This is a genomic window from Planktothrix sp. PLAVEN19ND (assembly GCF_057220675.1).
This window is the reverse complement of sequence record NZ_CM170132.1, coordinates 4,226,435-4,250,919: the sequence shown is the minus strand read 5'-3', so window position 1 is coordinate 4,250,919 and position 24,485 is coordinate 4,226,435. Positions and strand designations below refer to the sequence as shown.

21 protein-coding genes are annotated in these 24,485 nt (G+C 40.5%); 9 read left to right on the top strand and 12 right to left on the bottom strand.

The genetic code is table 11. The features are described 5' to 3' along the window. Positions 1-82 precede the first annotated feature (82 nt). On the bottom strand, positions 83-844 hold the full coding sequence (gene rpaB, locus AC2D3N_RS18050) for a response regulator transcription factor RpaB (protein ID WP_079681068.1): 762 nt from the start codon (positions 842-844) through the stop codon (positions 83-85). A gap of 333 nt (positions 845-1,177) precedes the next feature. On the opposite strand from rpaB, the gene AC2D3N_RS18045 reads away from it, so the two are divergent. Beyond that, positions 1,178-1,909, top strand: a complete 732-nt coding sequence (locus AC2D3N_RS18045) for a glutathione peroxidase (protein WP_484691703.1) — start codon at positions 1,178-1,180, stop codon at positions 1,907-1,909. A gap of 26 nt (positions 1,910-1,935) precedes the next feature. On the opposite strand, the gene AC2D3N_RS18040 is transcribed toward AC2D3N_RS18045, so the two are convergent. The 3 genes from AC2D3N_RS18040 to AC2D3N_RS18030 all read right to left on the bottom strand — a co-directional run bounded on the left by AC2D3N_RS18040 (position 1,936) and on the right by AC2D3N_RS18030 (position 2,775). Then, positions 1,936-2,187, bottom strand: a complete 252-nt coding sequence (locus tag AC2D3N_RS18040; protein ID WP_484691702.1) for a MoaD/ThiS family protein — start codon at positions 2,185-2,187, stop codon at positions 1,936-1,938. A gap of 91 nt (positions 2,188-2,278) precedes the next feature. After that, entirely contained in the window at positions 2,279-2,401 is a 123-nt protein-coding gene (locus tag AC2D3N_RS18035) for a photosystem II protein Y (RefSeq protein WP_079680945.1), read from the bottom strand. A 248-nt stretch (positions 2,402-2,649) separates the two neighbouring features. Continuing rightward, on the bottom strand, positions 2,650-2,775 hold the full coding sequence (locus tag AC2D3N_RS18030; protein WP_255377738.1) for a hypothetical protein: 126 nt from the start codon (positions 2,773-2,775) through the stop codon (positions 2,650-2,652). Positions 2,776-2,796: 21 nt separating this feature from the next. Here AC2D3N_RS18030 and AC2D3N_RS18025 point away from each other — a divergent pair, with 21 nt between their 5' ends. Next, entirely contained in the window at positions 2,797-4,632 is a 1,836-nt protein-coding gene (locus tag AC2D3N_RS18025) for a vWA domain-containing protein (protein ID WP_484691701.1), read from the top strand. A 400-nt stretch (positions 4,633-5,032) separates the two neighbouring features. Further along, positions 5,033-6,937, top strand: coding sequence for an iron uptake porin (locus tag AC2D3N_RS18020; RefSeq protein ID WP_484691700.1), 1,905 nt, complete (start codon positions 5,033-5,035; stop codon positions 6,935-6,937). Between the two features lie 60 nt (positions 6,938-6,997). On the opposite strand, the gene AC2D3N_RS18015 is transcribed toward AC2D3N_RS18020, so the two are convergent. Further along, on the bottom strand, positions 6,998-7,981 hold the full coding sequence (locus tag AC2D3N_RS18015; protein WP_484691699.1) for a hypothetical protein: 984 nt from the start codon (positions 7,979-7,981) through the stop codon (positions 6,998-7,000). A gap of 115 nt (positions 7,982-8,096) precedes the next feature. Here AC2D3N_RS18015 and pdxA point away from each other — a divergent pair, with 115 nt between their 5' ends. The 3 genes from pdxA (at position 8,097) to AC2D3N_RS18000 (ending at position 13,956) form a co-directional block, all read left to right on the top strand. Beyond that, positions 8,097-9,134, top strand: a complete 1,038-nt coding sequence (pdxA, locus tag AC2D3N_RS18010; protein ID WP_079680948.1) for a 4-hydroxythreonine-4-phosphate dehydrogenase PdxA — start codon at positions 8,097-8,099, stop codon at positions 9,132-9,134. A gap of 5 nt (positions 9,135-9,139) precedes the next feature. Beyond that, entirely contained in the window at positions 9,140-10,339 is a 1,200-nt protein-coding gene (locus AC2D3N_RS18005; protein WP_484691698.1) for an MFS transporter, read from the top strand. 350 nt (positions 10,340-10,689) lie between these two features. Continuing rightward, the gene (locus AC2D3N_RS18000; RefSeq protein ID WP_484691697.1) at positions 10,690-13,956 is read left to right on the top strand and encodes an EAL domain-containing protein; all 3,267 of its coding nucleotides are present in this window, start codon (positions 10,690-10,692) and stop codon (positions 13,954-13,956) included. Between the two features lie 45 nt (positions 13,957-14,001). Here AC2D3N_RS18000 and AC2D3N_RS17995 read toward each other — a convergent pair whose 3' ends face one another. The 3 genes from AC2D3N_RS17995 to fabG all read right to left on the bottom strand — a co-directional run bounded on the left by AC2D3N_RS17995 (position 14,002) and on the right by fabG (position 15,435). Then, a complete protein-coding gene (locus tag AC2D3N_RS17995) occupies positions 14,002-14,256 on the bottom strand; it encodes a Txe/YoeB family addiction module toxin (RefSeq protein WP_079680951.1) in 255 nt (84 codons plus the stop codon). Between the two features lie 12 nt (positions 14,257-14,268). Next, positions 14,269-14,526: a type II toxin-antitoxin system Phd/YefM family antitoxin gene (locus tag AC2D3N_RS17990; protein ID WP_484691696.1), complete on the bottom strand. Its 258-nt coding sequence runs from the start codon at positions 14,524-14,526 to the stop codon at positions 14,269-14,271. A 141-nt stretch (positions 14,527-14,667) separates the two neighbouring features. Beyond that, positions 14,668-15,435: a 3-oxoacyl-[acyl-carrier-protein] reductase gene (gene fabG, locus AC2D3N_RS17985; protein WP_484691695.1), complete on the bottom strand. Its 768-nt coding sequence runs from the start codon at positions 15,433-15,435 to the stop codon at positions 14,668-14,670. Between the two features lie 120 nt (positions 15,436-15,555). Between fabG and trxA the strand changes: the two genes are divergently transcribed. After that, positions 15,556-15,873: a thioredoxin gene (gene trxA, locus AC2D3N_RS17980; RefSeq protein ID WP_079680954.1), complete on the top strand. Its 318-nt coding sequence runs from the start codon at positions 15,556-15,558 to the stop codon at positions 15,871-15,873. A 120-nt stretch (positions 15,874-15,993) separates the two neighbouring features. Here trxA and AC2D3N_RS17975 read toward each other — a convergent pair whose 3' ends face one another. From AC2D3N_RS17975 to AC2D3N_RS17960, 4 genes are all read right to left on the bottom strand, one after another. Beyond that, positions 15,994-16,206: a ssl0294 family protein gene (locus AC2D3N_RS17975; protein ID WP_079680955.1), complete on the bottom strand. Its 213-nt coding sequence runs from the start codon at positions 16,204-16,206 to the stop codon at positions 15,994-15,996. A 79-nt stretch (positions 16,207-16,285) separates the two neighbouring features. Beyond that, positions 16,286-18,664: a transglycosylase domain-containing protein gene (locus AC2D3N_RS17970; protein WP_234996799.1), complete on the bottom strand. Its 2,379-nt coding sequence runs from the start codon at positions 18,662-18,664 to the stop codon at positions 16,286-16,288. Between the two features lie 179 nt (positions 18,665-18,843). Next, positions 18,844-19,857 (bottom strand): chlorophyll synthase ChlG, encoded by a 1,014-nt coding sequence (chlG, locus tag AC2D3N_RS17965; RefSeq protein WP_079680956.1) that lies wholly within the window; start codon positions 19,855-19,857, stop codon positions 18,844-18,846. A 230-nt stretch (positions 19,858-20,087) separates the two neighbouring features. Next, positions 20,088-21,785 carry an ArnT family glycosyltransferase gene (locus AC2D3N_RS17960; protein ID WP_484691694.1) on the bottom strand — a complete coding sequence of 566 codons (1,698 nt, stop codon included), beginning with the start codon at positions 21,783-21,785 and terminating at the stop codon, positions 20,088-20,090. Between the two features lie 88 nt (positions 21,786-21,873). On the opposite strand from AC2D3N_RS17960, the gene prfB reads away from it, so the two are divergent. Beyond that, a protein-coding gene (gene prfB, locus AC2D3N_RS17955; RefSeq protein ID WP_484691693.1) for a peptide chain release factor 2 occupies positions 21,874-22,996 on the top strand; the annotation gives its coding sequence in 2 pieces (ribosomal slippage) (positions 21,874-21,945 and positions 21,947-22,996; 1,122 coding nt in all). Between the two features lie 46 nt (positions 22,997-23,042). Beyond that, entirely contained in the window at positions 23,043-24,317 is a 1,275-nt protein-coding gene (locus tag AC2D3N_RS17950; protein WP_484691692.1) for a caspase family protein, read from the top strand. Positions 24,318-24,485 lie beyond the last annotated feature (168 nt).

The following is a 24,485-nucleotide window of genomic DNA, read 5'->3' as shown; positions in this document are numbered from 1 at the left end:
GGGAAATCGAGATTTAAAATTTACAAAAAACAGAAAAAAGAAAATTGCCTTTAAATTTTGAAAAATTTTTATTTGAAAACAATTAAGCGCCAATCGCTTCTTCCACACCGGGTAAACGTTGGGCCGAATAACCCACACCGCGCACCGTTAAAATATATTCAGGATTGCGTTGATCTTCTTCAATTTTTGCTCGTAACCGCGCAACATGAACATCCACAACCCGCATATCCGCAATCCGTCGAGGCGTATAACCCCATAATTCCTTGAGAATTTCTGAACGAGAAACTGCACTTCCAGAACGTTTAACTAATAACTCCAAAAGATTGAATTCAATATAGGTTAAGGGAACCACTTTATCACCCTTATAAACCCGTCGTTTAACCGTATCAATCCGCACCGCTTCGAGTTGAATCACCTCTGGACTCAGATTAGGGGATGAAGTTGTATCTTTAAACCGTCTTAAAATCGCATGAATTCGAGCTTCTAATTCTTTAGGAGAAAACGGTTTAGTTAAATAATCATCTGCACCCAATTCTAAACCCGTAATTCGATCCGCCACGTCCCCTAATGCGGTTAACATAATAATAGGAATATCGGATTTTGTGCGAAGTTCTTGGCAGACCCCATAACCATTTAATTTTGGCATCATCACATCCAAAACTAAAAGATCAGGACTTTCTTTTTCAAACATTTCCAGCGCTTCTAAACCATCGGCAGCAACAACCACATTGTAGCCCACCATCGAAAGACGAGTTTTTAAGATCCGCCGAATCGCAGACTCATCATCGGCAACTAGAATTTTTTCGCCGTTGCGTTTTTCATCAAATTGTGCTTGTAAACTCATATCTGGTTTTATAATGGATGGATCGGCTTTTAATTGAGCAAAGCTAAAGCAAATCATATCAATGCTGGCAGGGTCTCAGGACTGCTTCAACCGACAAATTCCGATCCCTGCACAGCGACATGATGGGACAAAAATTCACTTGTTTTTGGGGTGGGTGATTCAGTCTGATTGCTAAGATTGCTGTGTATTATGATAACATACGTTTCCAATTTGTTATCAAACTTAACAAATTCCGATTTTACGGTAATATTCAGTTACGGGGGTTAATATTTTAAAACAAAACATGAATAGTGTTATTATACCTAATTAGTAACAACAATAAACGTAAAACCAATGTTAGAAAATCATGAAGGTCAACGGGTTCCCCAGATAACATTTAGAACTCGTAAAAATAATGAATGGGTTTATGTAACAACTGATGAGTTGTTTTCACAGAAAACCGTGGTTGTCTTTGAGTTACCAGGTGCATTTACCCCCACCTGTTCGAGTAGTCACGTTCCGGGTTATAACGATTTAGCACCCGTATTTAAGGAAAATGGAGTTGATGATATTATTTGTATTTCTGTGAATGATGCTTTTGTGATGAATGAATGGGCAAAAGATCAAGAGGCAGATAATCTTACCTTAATTCCCGATGGGAATGGAGAGTTTACAGAAAAGATGGGAATGTTAGTCGATAAAACCGATTTAGGGTTCGGGAAACGTTCTTGGCGTTATTCTATGTTAGTCAAAGATGGGGTCATCGAAAAAATGTTTATTGAACCAGAAGTCGCTGGCGACCCCTTTGAAGTTTCTGATGCAGAAACTATGCTCAAATATATTAACCCGAATGCGGTCAAACCCCCTTTAGTTTCGCTGTTTACAAAAGTAGGTTGTCCCTACTGTGCCCGTGCTAAATCCCTATTAAAAGAGCGAGGAATTGCTTTTGAAGAAATTGTTTTAGGGAAAGAAGTTACAACAAAAACCTTACAAGCGGTCACCGGAGGAACTACAGTTCCTCAAGTTTTTATTAATGGAAAATTAATTGGTGGTTCTGAAGATTTAGCTAAACATTTCGGAGTTTAACCCCTGGTTTTTAATAACCCATGGAATTAACCCCCACTCACCGGAGGAATTAAAACAACTTCATCTTGATCCTGGATTTCAGTATCAGGATCAACGAATTCTAGGTTAATTCCAAATTGGGTTACAGTGCGCCATGGTTCTAGTTCTGGGTGGTCTTGAATTAACCGATCTAAAATCGCAGAAACCGGAGTTTTTGGCGGAAAATTTAATACTAATTCTGAAACTTTATAGGCTTCCTGAAACGCTGCAAATAGTTTCACCGTCACTGTAATTGACATATTAAAAATGATTCCCAAAATTGAATATTAAATAAAAAATCCTACCCCGCATCATCACAGGATAGGAAGAAATATCGCCTATAAGTTATGTTTAACTTTTACTTAAAAAGCGTTGAACTTGTCCGATAACGACAGCACCAATATTATAGAAAACCCAACCCAACGCCGCAATTAGGGGTAATAGAACAATCAGAATGCGAAAATCGAAATCCATAGAGTCTGCTCCTAAAATTTTTTAAACATCTCTCATCTTTTTGTTTTGATCCCAACCTTAGGTGGTAATCAAGAGAGGACTGAGGCTGTTTTGCCAGTTCTGTTAACCCCATTTTATCAGATTACGAGGATCAGGAGAATGAGAACCCGATCCCAGAATATAAAGTTTTGTTACAATCCTTGAGTTAAAATACTTAGAACCAGAACCACTGACTATTCAAAAAAAAAGCAAATCTTAAATTTTGGCAGCTATTCGCATTTATTCGGCACAATTAAAACTAGGGAAATTTCCGAGTTTTTAGCGTCACTGAAACCAGAATTGCGAGTCGGACAAGACTTGCTATTATAGCGATCAATGGATTTTTCAATTTTCACTCATCCTAGGGATTTTGAGTTATGATTCAGGTTAACTATTCTCTGTCCCATTCATTAATTGCAACTAATACGGCAACCTCCGTTGATTTAATTCTGAACTTCAACGGAGAAAAAACTGAAAATCCTGGCCCTCGACGGCCATTAAATTTAAGTTTAGTTATTGATCGCTCCGGTTCCATGGCGGGCCAACCTCTGCGATGTGCGATTAAGGCGGCTCAAAAATTAGTAGAATCTTTGACGGCTCAGGATATTATTTCTATTGTTATTTATGATGATCAAGCTGATGTAATTTTAGCTCCCCAACGGGTTACAAATCAAGCAGATATTTGTTCAAAATTGAATCGAATTCAAGCCGGAGGTTGTACGAATTTAAGTGCGGGTTGGTTATTAGGCTGTGAGCAAGTTAAATCCCATCTGAATACAGAATATTTAAACCGGGTTTTATTATTAACAGATGGACAAGCTAATCTCGGAATTACCGATCCTCAAATTCTAACTAAAACGGCTCAAAAACAAGCAGAACAGGGGATTATTACCACAACATTAGGGTTTGGAACCTATTTTAATGAAGATTTATTAATTGCTATGGCTGATGCGTCCGGCGGGCGGTTTTATTTTATTCAATCCCCAGATGACGCGACGGATGTATTTCGGATTGAATTAGAAAGTTTAACCTCCGTAGTAGCACAAAATTTAACGGTAAAATTACAGCCGGAAGGGTCAATTGAACTTCGAGAAATATTAAATAATTATCGGACTAATTCTATTGATAATGGTTTAGAAGTTTTTGTCGGAGATGTTTATGCAGTGGAAGCCAAACAGTTAGCACTGCAACTGATCATTCCACCTCAAAATATATTGGGTCAACTTCCCATACTCCACCTCAATTATAAATATCAAACTATTGTCAACGACAGTATCGAGCAAATTTTAGGAGAATTAAAGGTTACAATTAATATTGGTTCAGAAACAGAAGCGCAACAAATTCAGCCTAATCAATCGGTTTTTGCACAAACTAGTAAATTGCGCATGGCTCAGGTTAAGGAAAAAGCCATTGACCTTGCAGATCAAGGGCAGTATAAACAAGCATCGGAAATCCTACGATCAGCGATTCAAGATATCCAGCAAAAATTATTAGATGAAATCTTTGAAATTGCCGAAGAAATTGAACAATTAGAATATTATGCCCAACGGATTGAAAGCAAAAATTTTGATTCCGTCAGCCGGAAGGAAATGCGAGATCAATCCTATCAAACTCGCACCCGTAACCGAGAAGACTTGAATCTCAGAGGAATTAACGCCGGAGATATCAACAGTTTAGAGGCGGTTTCTGCCTTTGAGCAAGGGGTATTAGTAGAATGTATTCGAGAGGGGGGAAAATTGCGAGTTCGGGTTATTTCTGAAGGATATAATCCCGAATTAAATGTGCAGTTTCCTCGCCATATTCGGGAAGCGGGAATGGCTTATATTGTCGAAGAAATTAAACTATCCGCAAATGGGGATTTTTACAGGGCTTCAGGCACAATTAAACGGTTAGTCAAACCCGGAGAAGAACGCCAAGCGGGAACCCCAAATGCCCAAAAATCCACGAACTTACAGGCAATTAAAGCACCCAAATCCTTTGCCGACCTAGAAACAACTGATACCGTGGGAAATGGGGTGATTATTCAATGTGTTAAAGAAGGGAGTAAACTCCGGGCGCGAGTGGTTTCTGATGGTTATAATCCTAACTATAATATTCGGTTTCCCCGGGATATTCGGGCTGAAGGGGTGCTCTATGTGGTGGATGAAGTCAGGGAGTCTTCCGACGGCAAATCCTACGCCGCCTATGGCAAAATTCGGCGTCTGATTCAATAGCATTAGCTGTTGACCATCAATATATAGATAATATTAATACTCCAGTGAGTGGATATTGTTATAATGGCCCAAGCTCTAATCTGTTAAGCCGCCTCGCAGGAATTAGGGTAGAATGGGGATTTCCAACAGATCAGCATAATCTGGTTAAATCAGATTCAGTCTGATAGAATCTGAAAAATTCAGGAACCACAGACAACCTCACAACAATCAAGTGAGTGAATAATATTCGGCGGATAACTTGTCCGTGGGAGCCTGTGGACTGGATTGTGCCAACACTTCCACCCGTGAAGTCGGAACAAAACCAACATCAAAAAAATCCCAGATTTTAATTGATGGTTGTAGGTTTGGTGAAAGTGCTTGCTAGAATATCAAAATTAGACCCGTGTGAGGAGCAAATAGAGTGTCGAAAATACTACTGAAAGCATGGCTGCTCAGTCCTGCCGTCTTAGGAGCTAGTTTATTAGCCCCGATGACAGCATTCGCAGAGTTACCCGTGACTGAGGCCGGGCCCACTGCAATTGCAGCGGCAACCGAAGCATCTGCCCCGGCAGAAACCCCTTTGGAACCCATCCAAACTGAGTTAAAAATTAGTGAGCAAGTCTCCGTAAGTCCTTTGGACACCTTGACCCTCACCCTACCGCAACAGTTAGCTCAGGTTCCCGTGAATCCCCATGCTGGAGTTGGGCCGAGTAGAGGCATCGAAACTCCCGCTAACAGCGAGATTCCCCTAGCGGATATCGACGCAGCACCTCAAAGCGATGCGGCCAATAACGCCGAGGTGATGCAACAACTTAATGAATATGGTCGTGAAGGTCGGGGCAACAAGCGTCAAGCTCAAGTTACCTCCGTCTCCCAACTGTCCGACGTTCAACCGACGGACTGGGCGTTCCAAGCTCTACAATCCTTAGTAGAACGCTATGGGTGTATTGCGGGATATCCCGATGGAACTTTCAAAGGGAATCGTGCTTTAACCCGTTTTGAATTCGCTGCTGGGGTGAACGCCTGTTTAGAGCGGATTAATGAACTGATTGATGCCTCAACTAAAGATTTAGTCACCCGTGAGGATTTGGCGAAACTGCAACGCCTCATGGAAGAATTTGCCGCCGAATTATCCAGTCTGCGCGGACGAGTGGCGGTATTAGAAGCCCGCGCCGGAGAACTCGAAGCCAATCAATTCTCCACCACTACTAAACTGCGGGGAGAAGTGGTGTTCTGGCCAGGAGATGCCTTTGGAGATCGGGCAACTAATAACGTAGTTGGTCAGTTTGCTGATAAGAGCGATGACCCCGCCGAAGCCTATTTTGGCTACCGCGCTCGTTTAAACTTTGATACCAGTTTCACGGGTAAAGATTTACTCAGAACTCGTTTACAAGCCCAATCCATACCGGATTTGAGTGATTTTGATGTCACCAACACCTTGATGTCTCGGACGGGTATTGATGGTCGGAATGGCAACGTGGTTCTGGATAACCTCACCTACCGTTTCCCCTTCTCTGAAGGCAAAGGTTTAGTCTGGGTCGGTGCAAAAGGGTTAGCCTTGGATGATGTTCAAGATGTTCTGACTCCCTTTGGTGATGATGCCAGTGGTGCAATTTCCCGCTTTGGGCGGTTCAACCCGACGACATTCCAAGGCCCTGCTGGTACGGGGTTAGGTGTGGAATATGCCTTTAGTCACGCCTTCAAAGCTAACCTAGGTTATATGGCCGATGATGGTTTTGCTTCTCAAGCCAGCCAGGGTCGAGGTCTGTTCAATGGTACCTATGGTGCTATGGCCCAATTAGTCTTTGCACCAACTGACAACCTGGTTTTTGCCTTAGATTATAACCACCGTTACTTCAGTAACGATAACGTCTACGTTTCCGGTGGTACGGGGAGTTGGGGTGCTAATAGACCTTTCGGTAATAACGCCACAACTACAGATAACCTGGGCGTACAAATGAACTGGAGAGTCGCCAGCCATTTCTCCATCGGGGGTTGGTTTGGGAGTACCTGGGCTGACCAGAAGAATGGTGGTAACGGTAGTGCCACCATTATTAACTGGGCTGCGGTGTTAGGATTCCCCGATATCCTCCGCGAAGGAGATACCGGAGGTTTAATTGTGGGGATGCCTCCGAAAGTTGTCAGTCATGATATTAGCAGCTTAGAAGACAGAGACACCTCTATTCATATTGAAGGCTTCTATCGCTTCCCCCTCAGCGAGTACATCGCTGTGACACCGGGTTTCTACGTTGTCACCAATCCTGATCACAATAGCAACAACAACACGATTGTTGTGGGAACACTGCGGACAACTTTCCGCTTCTAATTCCCTTTTAATATTTCTTGAATAACCCAGTTTCTTTAAGAAGCTGGGTTTTTTATGGCTTCAAGATTGGGGTTTTGATCCGGTGTTCCGAACGTTAATTAATTTGTTGAGAAGATCAAACCAAAAGGAAGAACCCATGGAAATTGCGATCGCAGTTAATCCCCATCCTCCGATCACTTTAAATAGTTGAATAACAATATTTTCCCTTGAATTAAACTGTTGATTTAAGTTAGATTGAGTCCATCCTAGAGGTAAAGAAGAAAAGTCGAATAAATAAGAATAGAGAAAATTTTCGGTTAAATCTTGACAATCTTTTGTAGAGTTAACCTCTGAGTTTAAACAGTTATTCAAGGGAGAATTAGGATTATTAGTTAAGACAATATTAATGCTTTGACTGAGATTTTCTTGTAAAACAGGTTCTTGAAAAAGGCGATTAGTAATATTTAATGTATCTGCATTTAATCCAATGGCTACTACGAATCCAATGGTAAGTGTAATCAGTTTGACCTGCCGTTTATAGACTCCCGATGCCCGGGTCATAGACTGTTCAAACCAATCGCTGATCGCCGTTTCTAAGGATTCAAAATTGGCAGTATCTCCGGCTTTGTTTTTAGTTTTTATGGCTAAAATTTTGAACAGTTTAATCTGATCTGGGTCGAAAAACTGTTTGATCTCCTCTGAGTTAATCGCTAGAATAAAATCATCAATGGTTAAACTATTGATTTCGGGTTGAACTCCAGACTTTTCTATAATTACACTAATTAATGCTAAAGCAAAGGTTGAATTAGGAATATAAGATGGCCCAACAGAATTTTTATTGACTCGTTGTTTATAATCTTTCCAAGATTTAATTAAAGGGTATTGGTACAAAAGTTTCGCAGCTGAATTTCCTAAAATAAATTGAATAGAACGATATAAATTTTTAGCTCTCCAATCAAAGATAGAACTGGCTAAAAATTCTTGTATTTCTGATATTAATAAGCTCAGAAGTAAATAAATAAAAAATAGACCGATGGCGACATTCAGGGTTGAGGGAATATTCATATTTGGTTAAAAGTTGGGAGAAATAAGGGAAAGAAAGCCCTGAAGGGCTTACTACAATTTTGGGATTATTGTATGATATCAATTAAAATTAACATGGTTTTAAGGATTTTGAATTATGCTTCAATCTAAAAAATTACCTCGTTTAGCGATAACATTAGGCGATCCGTCAGGGATAGGGCCAGAAGTAATATTAAAAGCTTTAGCTGATCCGATGTTACATCAAAAGTCTGATTTAACTATAGTGGGAAGCGATCGCATTTTACAAGAAACCTATCAGCAATTACAAAATCAGGGATTTCAGGCAGCAAAACCTCATCAGTTACGGGTGATTCATTTAGATCCCGATCCAAGTTTACCCCCATTAGAAATCGGGATCGGAAATCGAACCAGTGGGGCGGTCAGTTTTCAATATTTAGATACAGCTATTACCCGAACTTTACAAGGAGAATTTGATGGGATAATCACCGGGCCAATTGCTAAAAATCTCTGGAATTTAGCAGGTCATAATTATCCCGGACAAACGGAATTTTTAGCAGAAAAAGCCCAGGTTAAAAGGTTTGGAATGCTATTTGTTGCCCGCTCTCCCTATACAGGCTGGACATTAAGAACCTTATTAGCTACAACCCATATTCCCCTATCGCAAATTTCCCACACCTTAACCACGGAATTAATGAGCTTAAAATTAGAGTTATTGGTCGATTGTTTACGCCATGAATTCGGACTGGAAAATCCCAGAATTGCCGTAGCCGGATTAAATCCCCATAGTGGGGAAAATGGAAACTTAGGAACAGAAGAAAAAGACTGGTTAATTCCCTGGTTAAATCAACAACGCGATCGCTATCCCTATATCCAATTAGACGGCCCCATTCCCCCTGATACAATGTGGGTTAAGCCCGGTCAAGCCTGGTTTAATTTAGGGAAAAATGCCCATGATGCGTACATCGCCTTGTATCATGATCAAGGGTTAATTCCAGTTAAATTAATGGCATTTGATCGGGCCGTTAATACTACAATTGGTTTACCCTTTATTAGAACTTCTCCCGATCATGGCACAGCCTTTGATATTGCGGGTAAAGGAATAGCCGATGGGTCGAGTATGAAAGCAGCTATTGATTTAGGCATAGAATTAGTCAATAATCGTATTAACCCTTAATTCCGATGGCAACCTCAACTTCTAAACCGTCTATTCTCTGGTTTCAGTTAATCGGATTATCCTTAGTTCAAGGCGCAATTAGCCTAACTTGGTTACTCTATCGATTATATGTACCCCAACTCTTAGCCGCTTTTGGATTTCCCGGGTTATTCCCAACTATTTTAGTAATTGAAAATGCGTTAGGGGTAATTATTGAACCGATAGCGGGGAATTTCTCTGACCGTCAAAGACAATGGCTGGGAACCCGATTTCCCTTAATTAGTTTAGGAGTAATTTTAGCTTCAGGTTTATTTATCGCCATTCCCGCCTTTTATATTTTTGGTCAATCTCTTAATTCCTTACATTGGATATTCCCAATTCTATTAATTTTATGGGCTGTTGCCATGGCAATTTTTAGAAGTCCAGTTACGGCTTTATTAGGTCAATATGCAACAGAAACAAAACTCCCCCAAGCCATGAGTTTTTTGATTTTTATGGGGGGTATTATCGGGGCAATTCGTCCTATTTCTAGTAAGTTTATTCTGAGTTTAGGATCGGGAGTTACCTTTACTATTGGGTCTTTAGTATTATTGGGTTCCGTGGGAGTTTTAAGATATTTTAATCCTGATTTAAGCGTTATTCCTCAGTCAGAAGAACCGACTCAAAAATTATATTTCAGAAACTTGGTTTTTATTGCGCTATTAGGGTTATTTGCAGCCTGGGGAACTCGATTAATTTTAGGAGAAGTTTTTCCGCAAGTGATAAAAAATTTAGGAGGGAATGTCAACTGGATCATGTTTAGTGGATTTATTCTCTTGGCATTTGCTTCTATTCCTGCGGGATTATTTGCTGTGAAAATTAGCAATCATAAGGCAACGTTAATTGGATTAATAACAACAGCTGCTTTATTATTATTCTCGTCCTTTATTACCAATAAACTCCTAGTTATCATCGTTAGTTTATTACTGATTGCCAGCTATAGTTTAATTGCTAATGGGATTATTCCGATTGCTTTTTCTCTGGTTCCATCCCATAAAGGCGGTTTAGGAATAGGAGTATATTTTGGGGCGTTTTCTTTGGCAATGAGCGGATATGATTTTATGGTAAAATATCTGGGAACTGTGAATCTAATGATCAGTTATCGCCTAGGAATGATAGCATTTTTAATCATAACTTTTTTGGTATTATTTTTGCCTCAATTAACAATTCCCAAAATAACTAAATAAAGATGATTTAGGACTTAGACATTTTCTCGCCCCTCAAAGGGCTGAAACCCCTACCACAAGTGGATGATATCCATTCAAGTTGAAATAATTTTCCTGTATAAGTTTGAAGCTATTGTTAACGCAATTTTTGTTTGAGTTCTGCTAAGGGCGTGATCGACTGTAATAGTAAGTTCGTTGAACTTGGCTTGCTGTAATATATATAGATATAGCAAGAGGCAAGAGGGATTTTTAAGGGAAAGTCTGAATATCAGGGGCATGGATAAATTAAAATATCGTAACAAGAAATAACTTAGAATTATTCTATCATCTATTAAGAGGGAAAAATGTGTGAAGTGAAACAAAACAAAACAATGATTTTTAATAATGACTTTGTTCAGATTAACCCAGAATCGATTCATACCCAGGGTAGAATTCAACCTCATGGTTTGTTGTTGACCTTAGAAGAAGCCGACCTGAAGATTTTACAGGTTAGCCAAAATGCCATGAAACTCTATGGTATTTCCACTACTGCTTTGATCAATCGACCCTTAAGCGATTTTTTAGACAAACAGCAACTTTTCCAAATTCAAGAATGTTTAATTAGTAATAACTTTAATTATTATAATCCAATTCGGCTTATTTTTCATATTAAGAATAAAAAAATTATTTGTGATGGTATTTTACACCGACACCAGGGCATCGTCATCTTAGAACTGGAGCCAACTCAAGATCAAAATGTAACCTTTATCAATTTTTATCATTTAGTCAGAGGCTCAGTTTGTAAAATTCAAAGTGCTACTAACTTTAAGGATTTAACTCAATTTCTAGCCGAGGAAATCCGAAAAATCAGTGGATTTGACCGAGTAATGATCTATCAATTTGATCACGACAATCATGGAGTTGTGATTGCCGAGGATAAACGCCAGGATTTAGAAAGTTTTTTAGGACTACACTACCCCAGTCTGGATATTCCCGAAGCCTCCAGGGAAATCTATCGGCAAAATTGGTTGCGATTATTAGTAGATATTGCTCATCAACCCGTTGATATTGTTCCTTCCCTTCATCCAGTCACGCAAAAGCCCCTAGATTTAAGTTTTTCCGTTCTCCGTGCGGTTTCTCCCTGCCATTTACAATACCTCAAAAATATGGGAGTTCAAGCCACTCTCTGTGTTTCTTTGATTAAAAGAGAAAACCTTTGGGGTTTAATTGCGTGTCACCATTATTCTTCTCGTTATCTATCCTATACCATTCGTAAAGCCTGCGAATTTTTAGGACAGGTTATGGCGGTAGAATTACCCTATAGAGAAATTAGTGAAGATTATGAATATTACCGTGAAATTCTTAAATTAGTTCGGAAAAATTTACTCAACGCGCCCGCTTTAGAAGCCTCTTTTATTCAAACTTTAGCTCAAGACCAAACGAATTTACTCAATCTTGTCAAAGCTCAAGGGGCGGTTATCCGATTTGGAGAAGATTTAATTTTAGTGGGTCAAACCCCGCCTTTAACCAAAGTTAAAAAACTGATGGCATGGTTATCTCAATATTGCCATCAAGAGATATTTTATACCGATTGTTTACCTAAACTTTATCCTGAAGCTGAATCTTATCATGATCTAATTAGTGGAATTATGGCTATTTCCTTGTCTCCTAATCAAAGCGAATATCATTTAATTTGGTTTAGACCGGAAGTGATTCAAACAGTTGATTGGGCAGGAAATCCCCAGAATTCCACAGAAATCGAAACACCAGGAGAAATTAAATTAACCCCGCGGCGATCTTTTGAACTTTGGAAAGAAACCGTTAAATTAAAATCCCTGCCTTGGAAACCCGTTGAAATTGAAACCGCCCAAGAATTAAGAAATTCTTTAATGTTAGCCGCCTTACAATCAAGTGAACATCAGTTAAGACAAAGCCGAGAACTTGCCCAAGTGACCTTACAATCGATTGGCGATGCGGTAATTACCACTAACAGTCGTGGGGAAATTGAATCCCTTAATCCTGTTGCCGAAGAATTAACGGGTTGGTCATTAATTGAGGCCAAAGGTTTACCCTTAAATGATGTCTTCAAAATTCTTGATAGCCAAACTCATAATTTTAGTGCCAGTCCTGTGCAAAAAGTTTTAGAAGAAGGGTGTATTTTTGATTTTTCCGATAATGTTATTTTAAAAGCAAAAGATGGAAAAGAACGATCCATTGATAATTCTGCCGCCCCGATTAGAAGTCGAGAGGGTGAAATTATTGGTGCGGTTTTAGTATTTAGAGATGTCACCCAAGAAAGAGAATTAACAAGGCGATTATCCTGGCAAGCCTGCCATGACGCGTTAACGGGATTAATTAATCGCAGTGAATTTGAAAAGCGGGTGACACAAACCTTACAAATGCTGTCCAAATCCTCGAATCATCATGCTATTGGTTATTTGGATTTAGATCAATTCAAAATTATTAATGATACCTGTGGACATTTAGCCGGGGATGAATTATTACGACAATTGAGTTTTTTATTACAAAGTCAAGTTACAGAAAGAGACACCCTAGCCCGTTTAGGGGGAGACGAATTTGGCTTATTATTAAATAACTATTCTTTAGACGAAGCCTATCAGAAAGCTGTCCATTTGTGTGATATAGTCAAAGATTTTCGCTTTACCTGGGAAGAAAAAGTTTTTTCCATTGGAGTTAGTATTGGATTAGTCGAAATTAATAATCAAACCTGCGATTTAGCCACAATTTTAAGTGCTGCGGATGCGGCTTGTTATGCGGCTAAAAATCAAGGTCGTAATCGGGTTCACTTGTATCAAGCTGATGACCAGGATTTGATTCAACAACGTCGAGAAATTCGCTGGGCGGCTCAAATTCCCCAAGCTTTAGAAGAAGACCGTTTTTGTTTATATTATCAACCAATTGTTGAGACTAATCCCACCTCAAAATCCCCTAAACATGGGGAAATTTTACTACGGTTAAGAGATACATCGGGTCAATTAGTGCCACCCATGGCATTTATTCCCGCCGCCGAACGATATGATTTAATGAAAAGTATTGACCGTTGGGTGATTCGTACGGTTTTTAGCCATTTAGAAAAACATTATCAGAGTTTAAATTTAACCCCAAATTCCTCGAAAAGTCAAGATTTTTATGCGATTAACCTATCCGGTGCCAGTCTGAATGATAATCAATTTATTAAGTTTCTTTATCAACAGTTTGAACTGTATAAAATTCCTCCCCAAATTATTTGTTTTGAAATTACAGAAACCCTAGCGATCGCCAACCTAAAAAAAGCTGTGCACCTAATTCAATCCTTTAAGGAGTTAGGTTGTTCCTTTGCTCTCGATGATTTTGGCAGTGGAATGTCTTCTTTTTCCTATTTAAAAACCCTTCCGATTGATTACTTAAAAATTGATGGGGGTTTTGTTAAAGAAATTCTAACTGACCCGGTTGCCCGGGAAATTGTTGAATCGATTCATCGGATTGGTCACGTTATGCAAATTAAAACCATTGCCGAATTTGTTGAAAATGATGCTATTTTTACAGAAATTAAAAATATTGGGATTGATTATGTTCAAGGCTATGGTATTGGTAAACCCCAGCCTTTTATTTTGCCAATGATTAAAAATTCTGGACAGATCAGCCAGAATCGAGATTAAAAATTGTTGGGTATTGAAACAATATGCCCATAGAAAGCGAGGATCTCAAAGTCGATAATTTAGATTAAGAGTAATGATAGAATCATCTTTAATTTGATAAATGAGTCGATGTTCTTGATCGATTCTTCGTGACCAAAGTCCCGACATATTAAATTTAAGCGCTTCGGGTTTACCGATTCCAGAAAAAGGCGATCGCTGAATATCTTTGATTAACTCATTAATCCGTTTTAAGATTTTTTGATCAGTTTTTTGCCAATAGAGATAATCTTGCCAAGCATCTTCTAAAAATAGAATATTCATCCACTTTACACTTTACTCAACTTCTATTAAGTCATGCTTTTGATAGTTTTCTTGTTTCAACTCTTGTAATGCTTTGGCAAGACGTTCAGCATTTTTAGGACTTTGGAGTAAATACAACGTTTCTTCTATGGCGTTATAGTCCTCCAGGGAAATAATTACCACCGCAGGTTCTGACTCCCGAGTAATTATAATCGGTGCATGATCATCACAAACTTGGTTCATGACTGCGGTAAAGTTTTTCTGAACTTCGGTATCGGTGATTGCATCCATAGCCCTAATTATTGTCATGAATTAGATAGAATAATTACATCATAAAACCAGAATTAAGGATTTAGACAAATGACACAGACTTCAATCACAAATTTACTCTCCTTGAAATCCTCGTCATCTGTATAAATCCTTGATGTGATTCTACGCCATTACCATTCCCCCGTCTACATTAAATACTTGACCCGTAATATAAGCTGCTGCGGGGTCTGCGGCTAAAAACCGAATCATTCCCGCCACTTCTTCCGGTTGACCGTAACGACCTAAAGGAATAAATTTGAGAATTTCTTCCGTATTTTTTAACTCTTTGGTCATATCCGTCGCAATAAATCCTGGCGCCACCGCATTCACCGTTATCCCCCGACTTGCTAATTCCTTTGCCACCGTTTTTGTAAATCCAATCACCCCCGCTTTTGCCGCACTATAATTAGCTTGACCAGGGTTGCCCATTTGTCCAGCAACCGAGGTAATATTAATAATTCGCCCTGACTTTTGTTTGAGCATAATTTTACTGGCCAGACGAGTACAAAGAAACACCCCCGTTAAGTTCAAATCAATCACCGCTTGCCAGTCTTCCGGCTTCATTCTTATTAGTAAAGTATCGCGGGTAATCCCGGCATTATTCACTAAAATATCAATTTTGCTCCAGATTTCTGTAACTTTGTTAAATAAGGTATCGACTTGATCGGCTTTCGATACATCGGCCTGGAGTGCGATCGCCTCACCGCCCGCCTGGGTAATTTCCGCCACGACTGCATCCGCCGCCGTTGAAGAACTGGCATAATTAACCACCACCTTTGCGCCTTCGGCAGCTAAGGCTAAGGCCGCAGCGCGACCAATACCCCGCGACCCACCTGTAATAATTGCTACTTGTCCGTTTAAGTGTTGTAAATTTTCAGGTAAACGTTCCATTTTGTGATTTCTCCAACTGTTATTCTCAAAAATAATCATCTCAGATTTGAGCAAATTCAGAGAAACCGAGTGGCTAAAGAATCGTTATAATTAAAATGCAAAACTTGAATCGGATCAACTATGGCCGTTAAACAAACCTTTAATAACTTTCAAGAACTGCTAACCCATTCTGAAGTTCCGGTGTTAGTAGATTTTTATGCAACTTGGTGTGGCCCTTGCCAAATGATGACCCCGATTTTGGAAGAAGTTAATCAAGAAATGAATCAACAAATCCAAATTGTTAAAATTGATAGTGATAAATACCCGGAACTGGCATCTCAATATAATATTATGGCTTTACCGACATTAATCTTATTTAAAAAGGGTCAACCCGTTGGGCGTCATGAAGGAGTGCTGCGATCGCCGGAACTGGTTAAATGGGTGTATGGTTTACTCTAATTTGATTAACCACAAAGACACAAAGTCTTTCTTAATGTCTCCGTGTCTTTGTGTTTCTAAAGCGATGGGGGATGGGAAGATAGAATTATCGGGTATTGAAATAGTCCTATCCCCGGCTAATTAATCAATCTGAATTGATTGGGGGCCACCAGAATTTCCATTATTATTGTTAGAGCCCGAGGAACTCGATACCGTGGTTCCACCTTCTTTCTCCAGCCAAGTTTTAATGGGATCGTCATTCAGGTTTAATTTTAATAAACCTGAGACAAAGCCACCCAAAAAGGCAATGGGTTCACGGGTTAATTCTTGTAAAATAGGTTTGATCTCATCCATAACGAATAAAGGTTCTCCTTAACTGGGCGATCGCAATAAATCCTCCTGAATTTTAGCGCGTTTAAAAGAATTTAGCCGTTTAATAATTATTGGAACCTTCCGAATATCCACCATCCGAGGAATATCCACCATCCGAGGAATATCCACCATCCGAGGAATATCCATCGCCATTACTGTAGGAATTGCTATAGGAGTTATTATTTTCCGAATAGCCACCATCAGAATATTCAGAATTGCTGGCGTAACTGCCATCAGCCCTAGCAGCTTGGGCGGGATCACCGGGATCACCATCTTCAATAGCTACTTTTGACCCGGTTTCAATACTATTGGGTTGATGGGCTTTAGCTTTAATACTGCCTTTACGTCCTTCTAATTCAGGCAGTTTCGGGAACTTCTCAACCGGCATTCCCTCGACCACTTGTCGCATAAATTCCCCCCAACTATAGGCCGCACTACTACTAGCGCCCCAGGTCGGATCATTATTGTCATTTCCTAACCAAATTCCGGTTACAGCTTGGGGAATATAACCAATAAACCATAAATCCCTGGCTTCTTCAGAGGTTCCGGTTTTACCCGCCACCTGTCGATCCGATAAAGCCGCTGGGCCTCCGGTTCCCGCATTCACAACTCCTTCTAACATCCAAGTAGTGATGGCGGCGCTATTTTTATCTAACACTTGTTTGGGTTTAAATTTAGCTTGATAAATAATATTTCCCTGTTTATCTAAAACACGACGAATGCCATGGGCTGGAATATAATTACCTTCATCGGCTAGGGTTCCGTAAGCATTAGTTAACTCCAACAAATTAACTTCATAGGCTCCTAAAGCCATAGCATAGGTCGGCTTTAAGGGTGATTTAATTCCCATATCTTTCGCCAGTTTCATTGCCGGTTCAAACCCAACATCTACTAATACTTTAACCGCAATTACATTCACAGAACGGCTTAAAGCATCGGACATCGACATCCATCCAGAATGCTTATTCCCATAATTTCGAGGACGGTAGCCATCTACTTTATAGGGTTCATCTAAATAGCTATCATAGGGGGAGAAACCCGCCCCAATTGCCGTCGCATAAACTAATCCTTTAAAGGTTGATCCGGGTTGTCTTTGAGCTTGGGTAACGCGATTAAATTCACTATCTTTATATTGATATCCTCCCACCATGGCTTTAACTTCTCCGGTTTTTGCTTCTATAGAAACTAAAGCCGCTTGACCAAAATTTGAACCCGCACCATCAATTTCCACCGCATCTTTCACGGTTTTTTCAGCAGCTTCTTGCCATTTCACATCTAAACTGGTTTCAACTGTTAACCCACCAGCTTCCATGGCTTCTTTAGAAACATATTGGGGGAGTTCTTTTAAGACATAACTAGAAAAATAAGGAGCTTTAACTAATAACCGTTTAGGTTGACTGGGTTTGAGGGTCAGGGGTTCTTCTATTGCGGCTTGGGCCTCGGCTGCGGTAATGACTCCCGCCGTCTGCATTCTTTGGAGAACAATATTGCGCCTTTTTTTAGCCGCTTCTGGATTTTCCAAAGGAGAATATTGACTCGGTGCCGGGGGTAAACCCGCTAACATTGCCATTTCCGACAAAGTTAATTCATTTACGGACTTACTAAAATAAACATGGGCCGCATCCGCGACCCCGTAAGCACCCGAACCCAAATATACTAAATTCAAATAGCGTTCTAGGATATCATCTTTACTAATTTGGTCTTCTATTTTCCAAGATACCATTGCCTCTTTGAGTTTCCGAATCAGACTATGTTCTTGATTCAAATAAACAATCCGAGCTAACTGTTGGGTAATGGTACTTCCCCCTTCCACCACTCCCCCGGCTAATATATTAGAGCCAACGGCGCGGACAATGCCTTGATAGTCCACCCCATCATGGTCATAGAAACGAATATCTTCAGTGGAAATGAACGCTTGCGCCAGTTTTTCGGGAATTTGTTTGAGGCGGAGTTTTTCCCTGGTTGCTGGCCCTGTTTGCATTAAAATATCACCGTTATTGGCCTTAATCGTAATCGTGCCATCGCGACTAAAGGAGGCTATCCCACTCACCGAGACCGGGGGTAGACTCTGATCAATCTGATACCATTGCCAAGCCCCATAACCCAAGGCCCCACCGCCCACACTGATCACCCCAACTCCAATCCACACCCTCGGACGACGATACCAGGGTTTCCCTTGAGGGTCTTTAGAGGTGAAACCTTGACGCAGTTTGGCCCATTGGGAATTGAGCCGATTCAGAGCGTGACGATACCAAGTCCCATCTTGGGGGTTCGACCCAGAAGCAGTTTCCGCAGAAACCTGATCGGGATCTACTTCCGTCGCCATCACGGGCGATGTCAAAAGGGGCTGAGTTGAAACCGCACTAGAAGTATTTTCCTGGTAGGTTTCTGACTCTAACGAGTCCGTTTTGGGTCTGGATGGTAATTGAGATTCTTCCATTGGTTCGGACAAATGGTTAGTTTAATTGAATATTCGACAGTATATTCTAGGATAGCCCAGGCAAAAGCCGACTTTCTTCAATAGTTAGCTGTCGAATCGGTGACCTCGCCAAAAATCGAGGTTTTTTCCCTGATCCCCGGCTTTACACCAGGGTAGGGATCAGGCCGTTTGATCGGAAATTAACCTACAATCGCCGCATGACCTATAGCTAAACCCACAACTAGCATTCCTAAAACTAGAAACGGTTGGGCGCTTGCTTGATATTTAACATCATTTTCTACAGGATTGCGTAGAAAATACATATCTTGGAAAGTAATTTGAGGAATAATCATCAGTAAAAGCACCGTAGCATATAGATTTTGCTTGATACTAACTAAATAAACCGCCATCCCGGCTTGGAAAATATCAATCATTAAAACACAAATCCACGCCGCCGTCGTGATCCCAAACATCACTGGCAGGGATTGTAACCCCAATTGGCGATCGCCTTCCACACTTTTAAAGTCATTAACAATGGCAATTCCTAACCCCGCTAAACTATAAAATAGGGTTAACACCATCAGGGTTGGGGTGAGTTCTCCAAATAACGCATGACCCGCCCACCAAGGTAAAGCAATATAACTCGCTCCAAGTGCATAATTCCCTAACCAGCCATTTTGTTTGAGTTTCAGGGGGGGTGCAGAATAAATATAGGAGACAAATGCCCCACCGATACATAAAACCGTAATTATGGGAAATTCATGGCCCGCCCAAGTATCTAATAGGTAGGAAATCCCTATTCCTAAACCCAATAAGAGGAAAATTTGGGTAACGACTTGGGGAATGGAAATCACCCCGGAAGGAATGGGACGATAGGGCTCATTAATGGCGTCAAGTTCGCGATCGTAAAAATCATTCATGGTCTGGGTGTACCCGGTCATTAATGGCCCAGACATTAACATACAGGTCGCCACCTTTAACACATCTTCCACTGACCAACTAAAATGTCCCGATGAAGCCGCGCCACAGACCACCCCCCAAATTAAGGGTATCCAGGTGATCGGTTTCATTAATTGCAGGCGAATTTTCCAGATAGAGGTTTCCCCCGACGACGCCCCTTTCATCCCTAACAGTTGTCGGGTTTTGGCGCCGCGATCTGAATTGGCTTCTTTGGTTAATTCTTCTGAGGGTTGAGACGATGGAGTATCCGACATGATCCTTTATACGTTTGTGTGTTGAGTATCTGCAATATAGAAATTAACATTAACATGGAGTTGGCTGTTAACTGTCTTAAAAAGGGAATAGGAAATGTAGGGGCGGGTTCTACAAGGGTTAATAATTCCAACCAATAATCTTTCTAAACCCGCCCCTTTTGTTACATTTAAAAAATCTAACTTAATATTAGAAACCTATAGCAAGCCAAGAGGGTTGGAAGACCCAACCCCTACGTTTTTAATGATGAAGGTTTCTTAGTTATTAATATCCAGTCGGGAGTTTGATCAATTTTTTTAACGTTGTTTAACTCTAATTTTTTCAGGGTATTTTCTTTCAATAATAAATAGGGTTGATCTAGGGTTTCCCATTTATCTTTCAGGGTCGCATCATCAACAGCATGAATATGGCGATCGCTATAAAAATTCAACGACGGCCGCCCAGACCGATGACCCATATAAATTTCTTTTCCTGGGGGTGTTCCCTCCCGTACAATTGTCGCCACGGGTTTAACGGCAAAATCTTCATTTAACTCCCAAACCCAATAATTAGAAGTAAAAAATAACAATAAAGATACATAGGTTCCCCAAAATAGAACTAGCAAAAATTGTCGATCTTTTTGGCTAATTAAAACCGCTACAAAAGACATTGTTAACATCAACGCTCCGAAGGTGAATTGTAAATCCCGTTGAGGAATAAAATTAGGAATAACCCAAGAAAGCATCCCGCCAAAATAACAATATCCCAGGGCTGAAATAATGGCTAATAGAATAAACAGGGGTAAGAGTTGATCCGGCGTAGGTTTAACAAAATGTTCATACTTGCCTCGCCCCACTTTTCCCAATTTCCATAACCCAATATCCCGATCGCCTTCCTTCCAAACCTCCGCCAAATATCGCCCCACCGCCAACGCCAATACCGGATAAATCGGTAAAACATACCAGGGTAATTTAGTCGTCATCAAGGAAATTGCAGCAAAATAAATCCCAGACCAAACTATAATTAATTTAGCCCAACTTAAATTCCGATTTTGCCAAGCTAATCTTAATCCCTGGGGCAAAAATAATAGCCAGGGCCAGCCATATTTCAAAAGTTCTAATACATAATACCAAATCGGCCCGGAATGGTTCTCAACCGGTTGCCAAACTCGTTGTAAAGATTGATCGACTAAATTTCCCTGAATAAATCCCTGTCCATAATAAATCCATTGCGCCCCATACCAAACACCTACAGGTACTAAACCCAACCCTAAACCCAACCATAGATAGGGACTAGTTAATAACCGGGGCGTATCCCATAAGAGGAAGAAAAACGCGATCGCCCCTAATAATAATCCTAAGAAAATCCCCTTAGTTAAACATAATAATCCAAAGGCAATTCCCGACCCTAAAGCAAATCTTAAATCCCGTCGAGAGCGCAATACACACCAAACTAAAACTAACCATAAAAATATCACTGTGCCATCTAACATTGCTAACCGCCCTTGACGGATAACAGGCATTAAGGTTAGATAAACTAAAGCTGAAAATAAAGCCGAGGTACGATGGCGAAATAACTCTAAACCAATCCCATATAAAATAGGCACAGAAATCGCCGTTAATAAGGCAGAAGGAAGCCGCGCCATCCATTCATTTACCCCCCCCATTTGATAGGCAAAAGCCATTAACCAATGCACTAAAGGAGGCTTATTCAAATAGGGAATTCCATGCAAAGTTGGATGCAGCCAAGTTTGTTGTCCCCTGCCCATTTCCCGCGCCACTTGAGCCACTAAGCCCTCATCCCAATCTCGCAGGGGGACTCCTCCTAAATGCAGTCCATAGAGGGTCAGCGCCGCCACTAATAAACCTAAAACCCATAATAAATCCACCCAACGATCAACGGGTCGCATTTGGCGCAAAGGACTATCCCCAGTAAAAATTTGACGTGACATAGTTTCGATGTTAACTGTTGACTGTTCCCCAATTCCCGCTAAAATTAAAAGTGTACCTTTTCGTGTTGAAAGACGGTAAGTGATCGCAATGGATGTTTTAGAAATTAAACGGGAAATCGAACTGTTATCTGAGCACCTGGGTAAAACCCAGGACTATCTTTGACCTGCCTGCACTTCAAGCTAAAATTCAAGATTTAGAGCAAGTTTGTGCCCAGCCCGACTTTTGGGATGAACAAAAAACCGCACAACAAACCCTTCAACAGTTGAATGATCTTAAATCAATTGTGCAGCAGCAGGAACACTGGCGACAAGCTATTGAAGATACCAAAGCTATCTTAGAACTTTTGGAGTTAGAAACCGATGACTCCCTGTTAGAAGAAGCCACCACCACGGTTTCCCGACTTAATCGAGAATTTGATCAATGGGAATTGCAGCAACTGCTCTCGGGGATTTACGATCAACATGGTGCTATTTTAACCATTAATGCCGGAGCCGGGGGCACCGATGCCCAAGACTGGGCGGAAATGCTCCTGCGGATGTATACTCGCTGGGGGGAAGCTCAAGGATATAAAGTCCATTTAACCGAAATTTCTGAAGGGGATGAAGCCGGAATTAAATCGGTTTCTTTGGAAATTGACGGCCGTTATGCCTACGGGTATTTAAAAGGAGAAAAAGGCACGCACCGTTTAGTTAGAATTTCACCGTTTAATGCCAACGATAAGCGACAAACCAGTTTTGCTGGGGTGGAAATTATGCCAATTTTGGATAATTCTATTGAGTTGGATATTCCTGATAAAGACCTAGAAATTACCACCACTCGGTCTGGGGGAAAAGGCGGACAAAATGTTAACAAAGTGGAAACCGCCGTGCGAATTGTTCATCTACCCACGGGAATTGCTGTGCGTTGTACCCAAGAACGATCTCAGTTACAAAATAAAGAAAAAGCCCTAGCGTTGTTGAAGGCAAAATTATTAATTATTGCTCAAGAACAACGGGCAAAAGCGGTGGCAGAAATTCGCGGGGATTTAGTCGAAGCGGCTTGGGGAAATCAAATTAGAAACTATGTCTTTCATCCCTATCAAATGGTGAAGGATTTACGCACTAATGAAGAAACCACGGCAATTCAGGATGTGATGGATGGCAAACTGGATGCTTTTATTCAATCCTATTTACGTCAGGAACATCAAATCCTAGAACCCCAAACCGCCTAAATTTTAAACCCGTAGGGGCGGGGTTTTCCCGCCCACCCCAATTAATATGACAACATTAAACAACTGTTACGCCCTGATTATTGGAATTGCTAATTATCAAAAAATCAAACCTTTACCATCAACGGTTTTAAATGATTCTAAGGATATTTATAGTTTACTCACCGAACCTTCATTCTGTGGTTATTTAATTGAAAATGTAGAATTATTATTAGATGAAAAAGCCACAAAATCAGCGTTAACTCAAGCATTAACGGATTTATCTACTAAAACCAACGCCGATTCAACGGTATTAATTTACTTCTCAGGACATGGCGGTAGAATTGAATTCGGGCCGACGGCGGGAGAATATTTATTACCCGTTGATACGGTTTATACCTCCGGTGCATCCTTAGCAGAAACCGCTATTTCAGGAATTCAATTCACAGAGGCATTAAGAGCTATTCCAGCCCGAAAATTAGTGGTAATTTTTGATTGTTGTCACTCCGGGGGAATTGGTCAACCCAAAGATCCAACCATCCCGGAAATCAAAGGGGGATTACCGGATAATTATTATGATCAATTAGTTCAAGGAAAAGGTCGGGTAATCTTTGCTTCCTCCCGTGATACGGAACAATCCTATGTGACTACTGGTTCAACTAATAGCGTTTTTACTAAACATTTAATCGCCGGATTAAAAGGCGGAATTACTAGCAATGACGGATTAATTAGAATATTCGATATTTTTGAGTATTTACAACCGAAAGTTACCGGCGACCAACCCAACCAACACCCAATTTTTAAATCTGATATTGAGGAAAATTTTCCCCTCACCCTATATTTAGGCGGACAAAAAGGAGTGAGTCCGGTTTCTCCTTCTGTACAGGAAGAATTTCGCTATGATGTTTATATTAGTTATGTGGATGAAGAACCAGATTCGACCTGGGTTTGGGATGTTTTAGTGCCGAAATTAGAAGCGGAAAACTTAAAAGTTGCAGTTTCAGGAGATGTGGATTTATTAGGGGTCGCACGGGTAATTAATATAGAACGGGGTGTTAAGTTTTCTAAACGAACCCTTGTCATTTTATCGAATTTATACTTAGATAATAGTATGGCAGAATTTGAGAATGTTTTAGTTCAAAACTTGGGAATTAGAGAATGGAAAGCTCGTTTGGTTTGTGTACGAAAAGAGGACGTTGATCCGTCTAAACTTCCCGAACGCCTACAATTAGAAAAACCTCGGAAGCTGGACGATTCTCGACGCGGTGAACGGGATTTTAAACATTTAATTGACGAGTTAAAAAAACCGCTTCCGGGTCACACTGCATCGGGACTTTACGAATAATTGAAATAAATCAATAATTCTGTTATATTGTTGTTATAGAGTTGTGATTAGTCGATCCTAACCCCCAGGGTGAGTTAATAATTTGGGGGTTAAGGATTAGGAAGGTTAACACAGAACCGTCTGCGTCAACTTAATTCTAAAAGCCTTGAAATAAATTTCAGGCTTAAA

Bases quoted from the DNA above. Each gene is read 5' to 3' on its own strand.
- rpaB (WP_079681068.1), bottom strand. From the start codon at position 844: ATGAGTTTACAAGCACAATTTGATGAAAAACGCAACGGCGAAAAAATT.
- AC2D3N_RS18045 (WP_484691703.1), top strand. From the start codon at position 1,178: ATGTTAGAAAATCATGAAGGTCAACGGGTTCCCCAGATAACATTTAGA.
- AC2D3N_RS18040 (WP_484691702.1), bottom strand. From the start codon at position 2,187: ATGTCAATTACAGTGACGGTGAAACTATTTGCAGCGTTTCAGGAAGCC.
- AC2D3N_RS18035 (WP_079680945.1), bottom strand. From the start codon at position 2,401: ATGGATTTCGATTTTCGCATTCTGATTGTTCTATTACCCCTAATTGCG.
- AC2D3N_RS18025 (WP_484691701.1), top strand. From the start codon at position 2,797: ATGATTCAGGTTAACTATTCTCTGTCCCATTCATTAATTGCAACTAAT.
- AC2D3N_RS18015 (WP_484691699.1), bottom strand. From the start codon at position 7,981: ATGAATATTCCCTCAACCCTGAATGTCGCCATCGGTCTATTTTTTATT.
- pdxA (WP_079680948.1), top strand. From the start codon at position 8,097: ATGCTTCAATCTAAAAAATTACCTCGTTTAGCGATAACATTAGGCGAT.
- AC2D3N_RS18005 (WP_484691698.1), top strand. From the start codon at position 9,140: ATGGCAACCTCAACTTCTAAACCGTCTATTCTCTGGTTTCAGTTAATC.
- AC2D3N_RS18000 (WP_484691697.1), top strand. From the start codon at position 10,690: ATGATTTTTAATAATGACTTTGTTCAGATTAACCCAGAATCGATTCAT.
- AC2D3N_RS17995 (WP_079680951.1), bottom strand. From the start codon at position 14,256: ATGAATATTCTATTTTTAGAAGATGCTTGGCAAGATTATCTCTATTGG.
- AC2D3N_RS17990 (WP_484691696.1), bottom strand. From the start codon at position 14,526: ATGGATGCAATCACCGATACCGAAGTTCAGAAAAACTTTACCGCAGTC.
- fabG (WP_484691695.1), bottom strand. From the start codon at position 15,435: ATGGAACGTTTACCTGAAAATTTACAACACTTAAACGGACAAGTAGCA.
- trxA (WP_079680954.1), top strand. From the start codon at position 15,556: ATGGCCGTTAAACAAACCTTTAATAACTTTCAAGAACTGCTAACCCAT.
- AC2D3N_RS17975 (WP_079680955.1), bottom strand. From the start codon at position 16,206: ATGGATGAGATCAAACCTATTTTACAAGAATTAACCCGTGAACCCATT.
- AC2D3N_RS17970 (WP_234996799.1), bottom strand. From the start codon at position 18,664: ATGGAAGAATCTCAATTACCATCCAGACCCAAAACGGACTCGTTAGAG.
- chlG (WP_079680956.1), bottom strand. From the start codon at position 19,857: ATGTCGGATACTCCATCGTCTCAACCCTCAGAAGAATTAACCAAAGAA.
- AC2D3N_RS17960 (WP_484691694.1), bottom strand. From the start codon at position 21,785: ATGTCACGTCAAATTTTTACTGGGGATAGTCCTTTGCGCCAAATGCGA.
- AC2D3N_RS17950 (WP_484691692.1), top strand. From the start codon at position 23,043: ATGACAACATTAAACAACTGTTACGCCCTGATTATTGGAATTGCTAAT.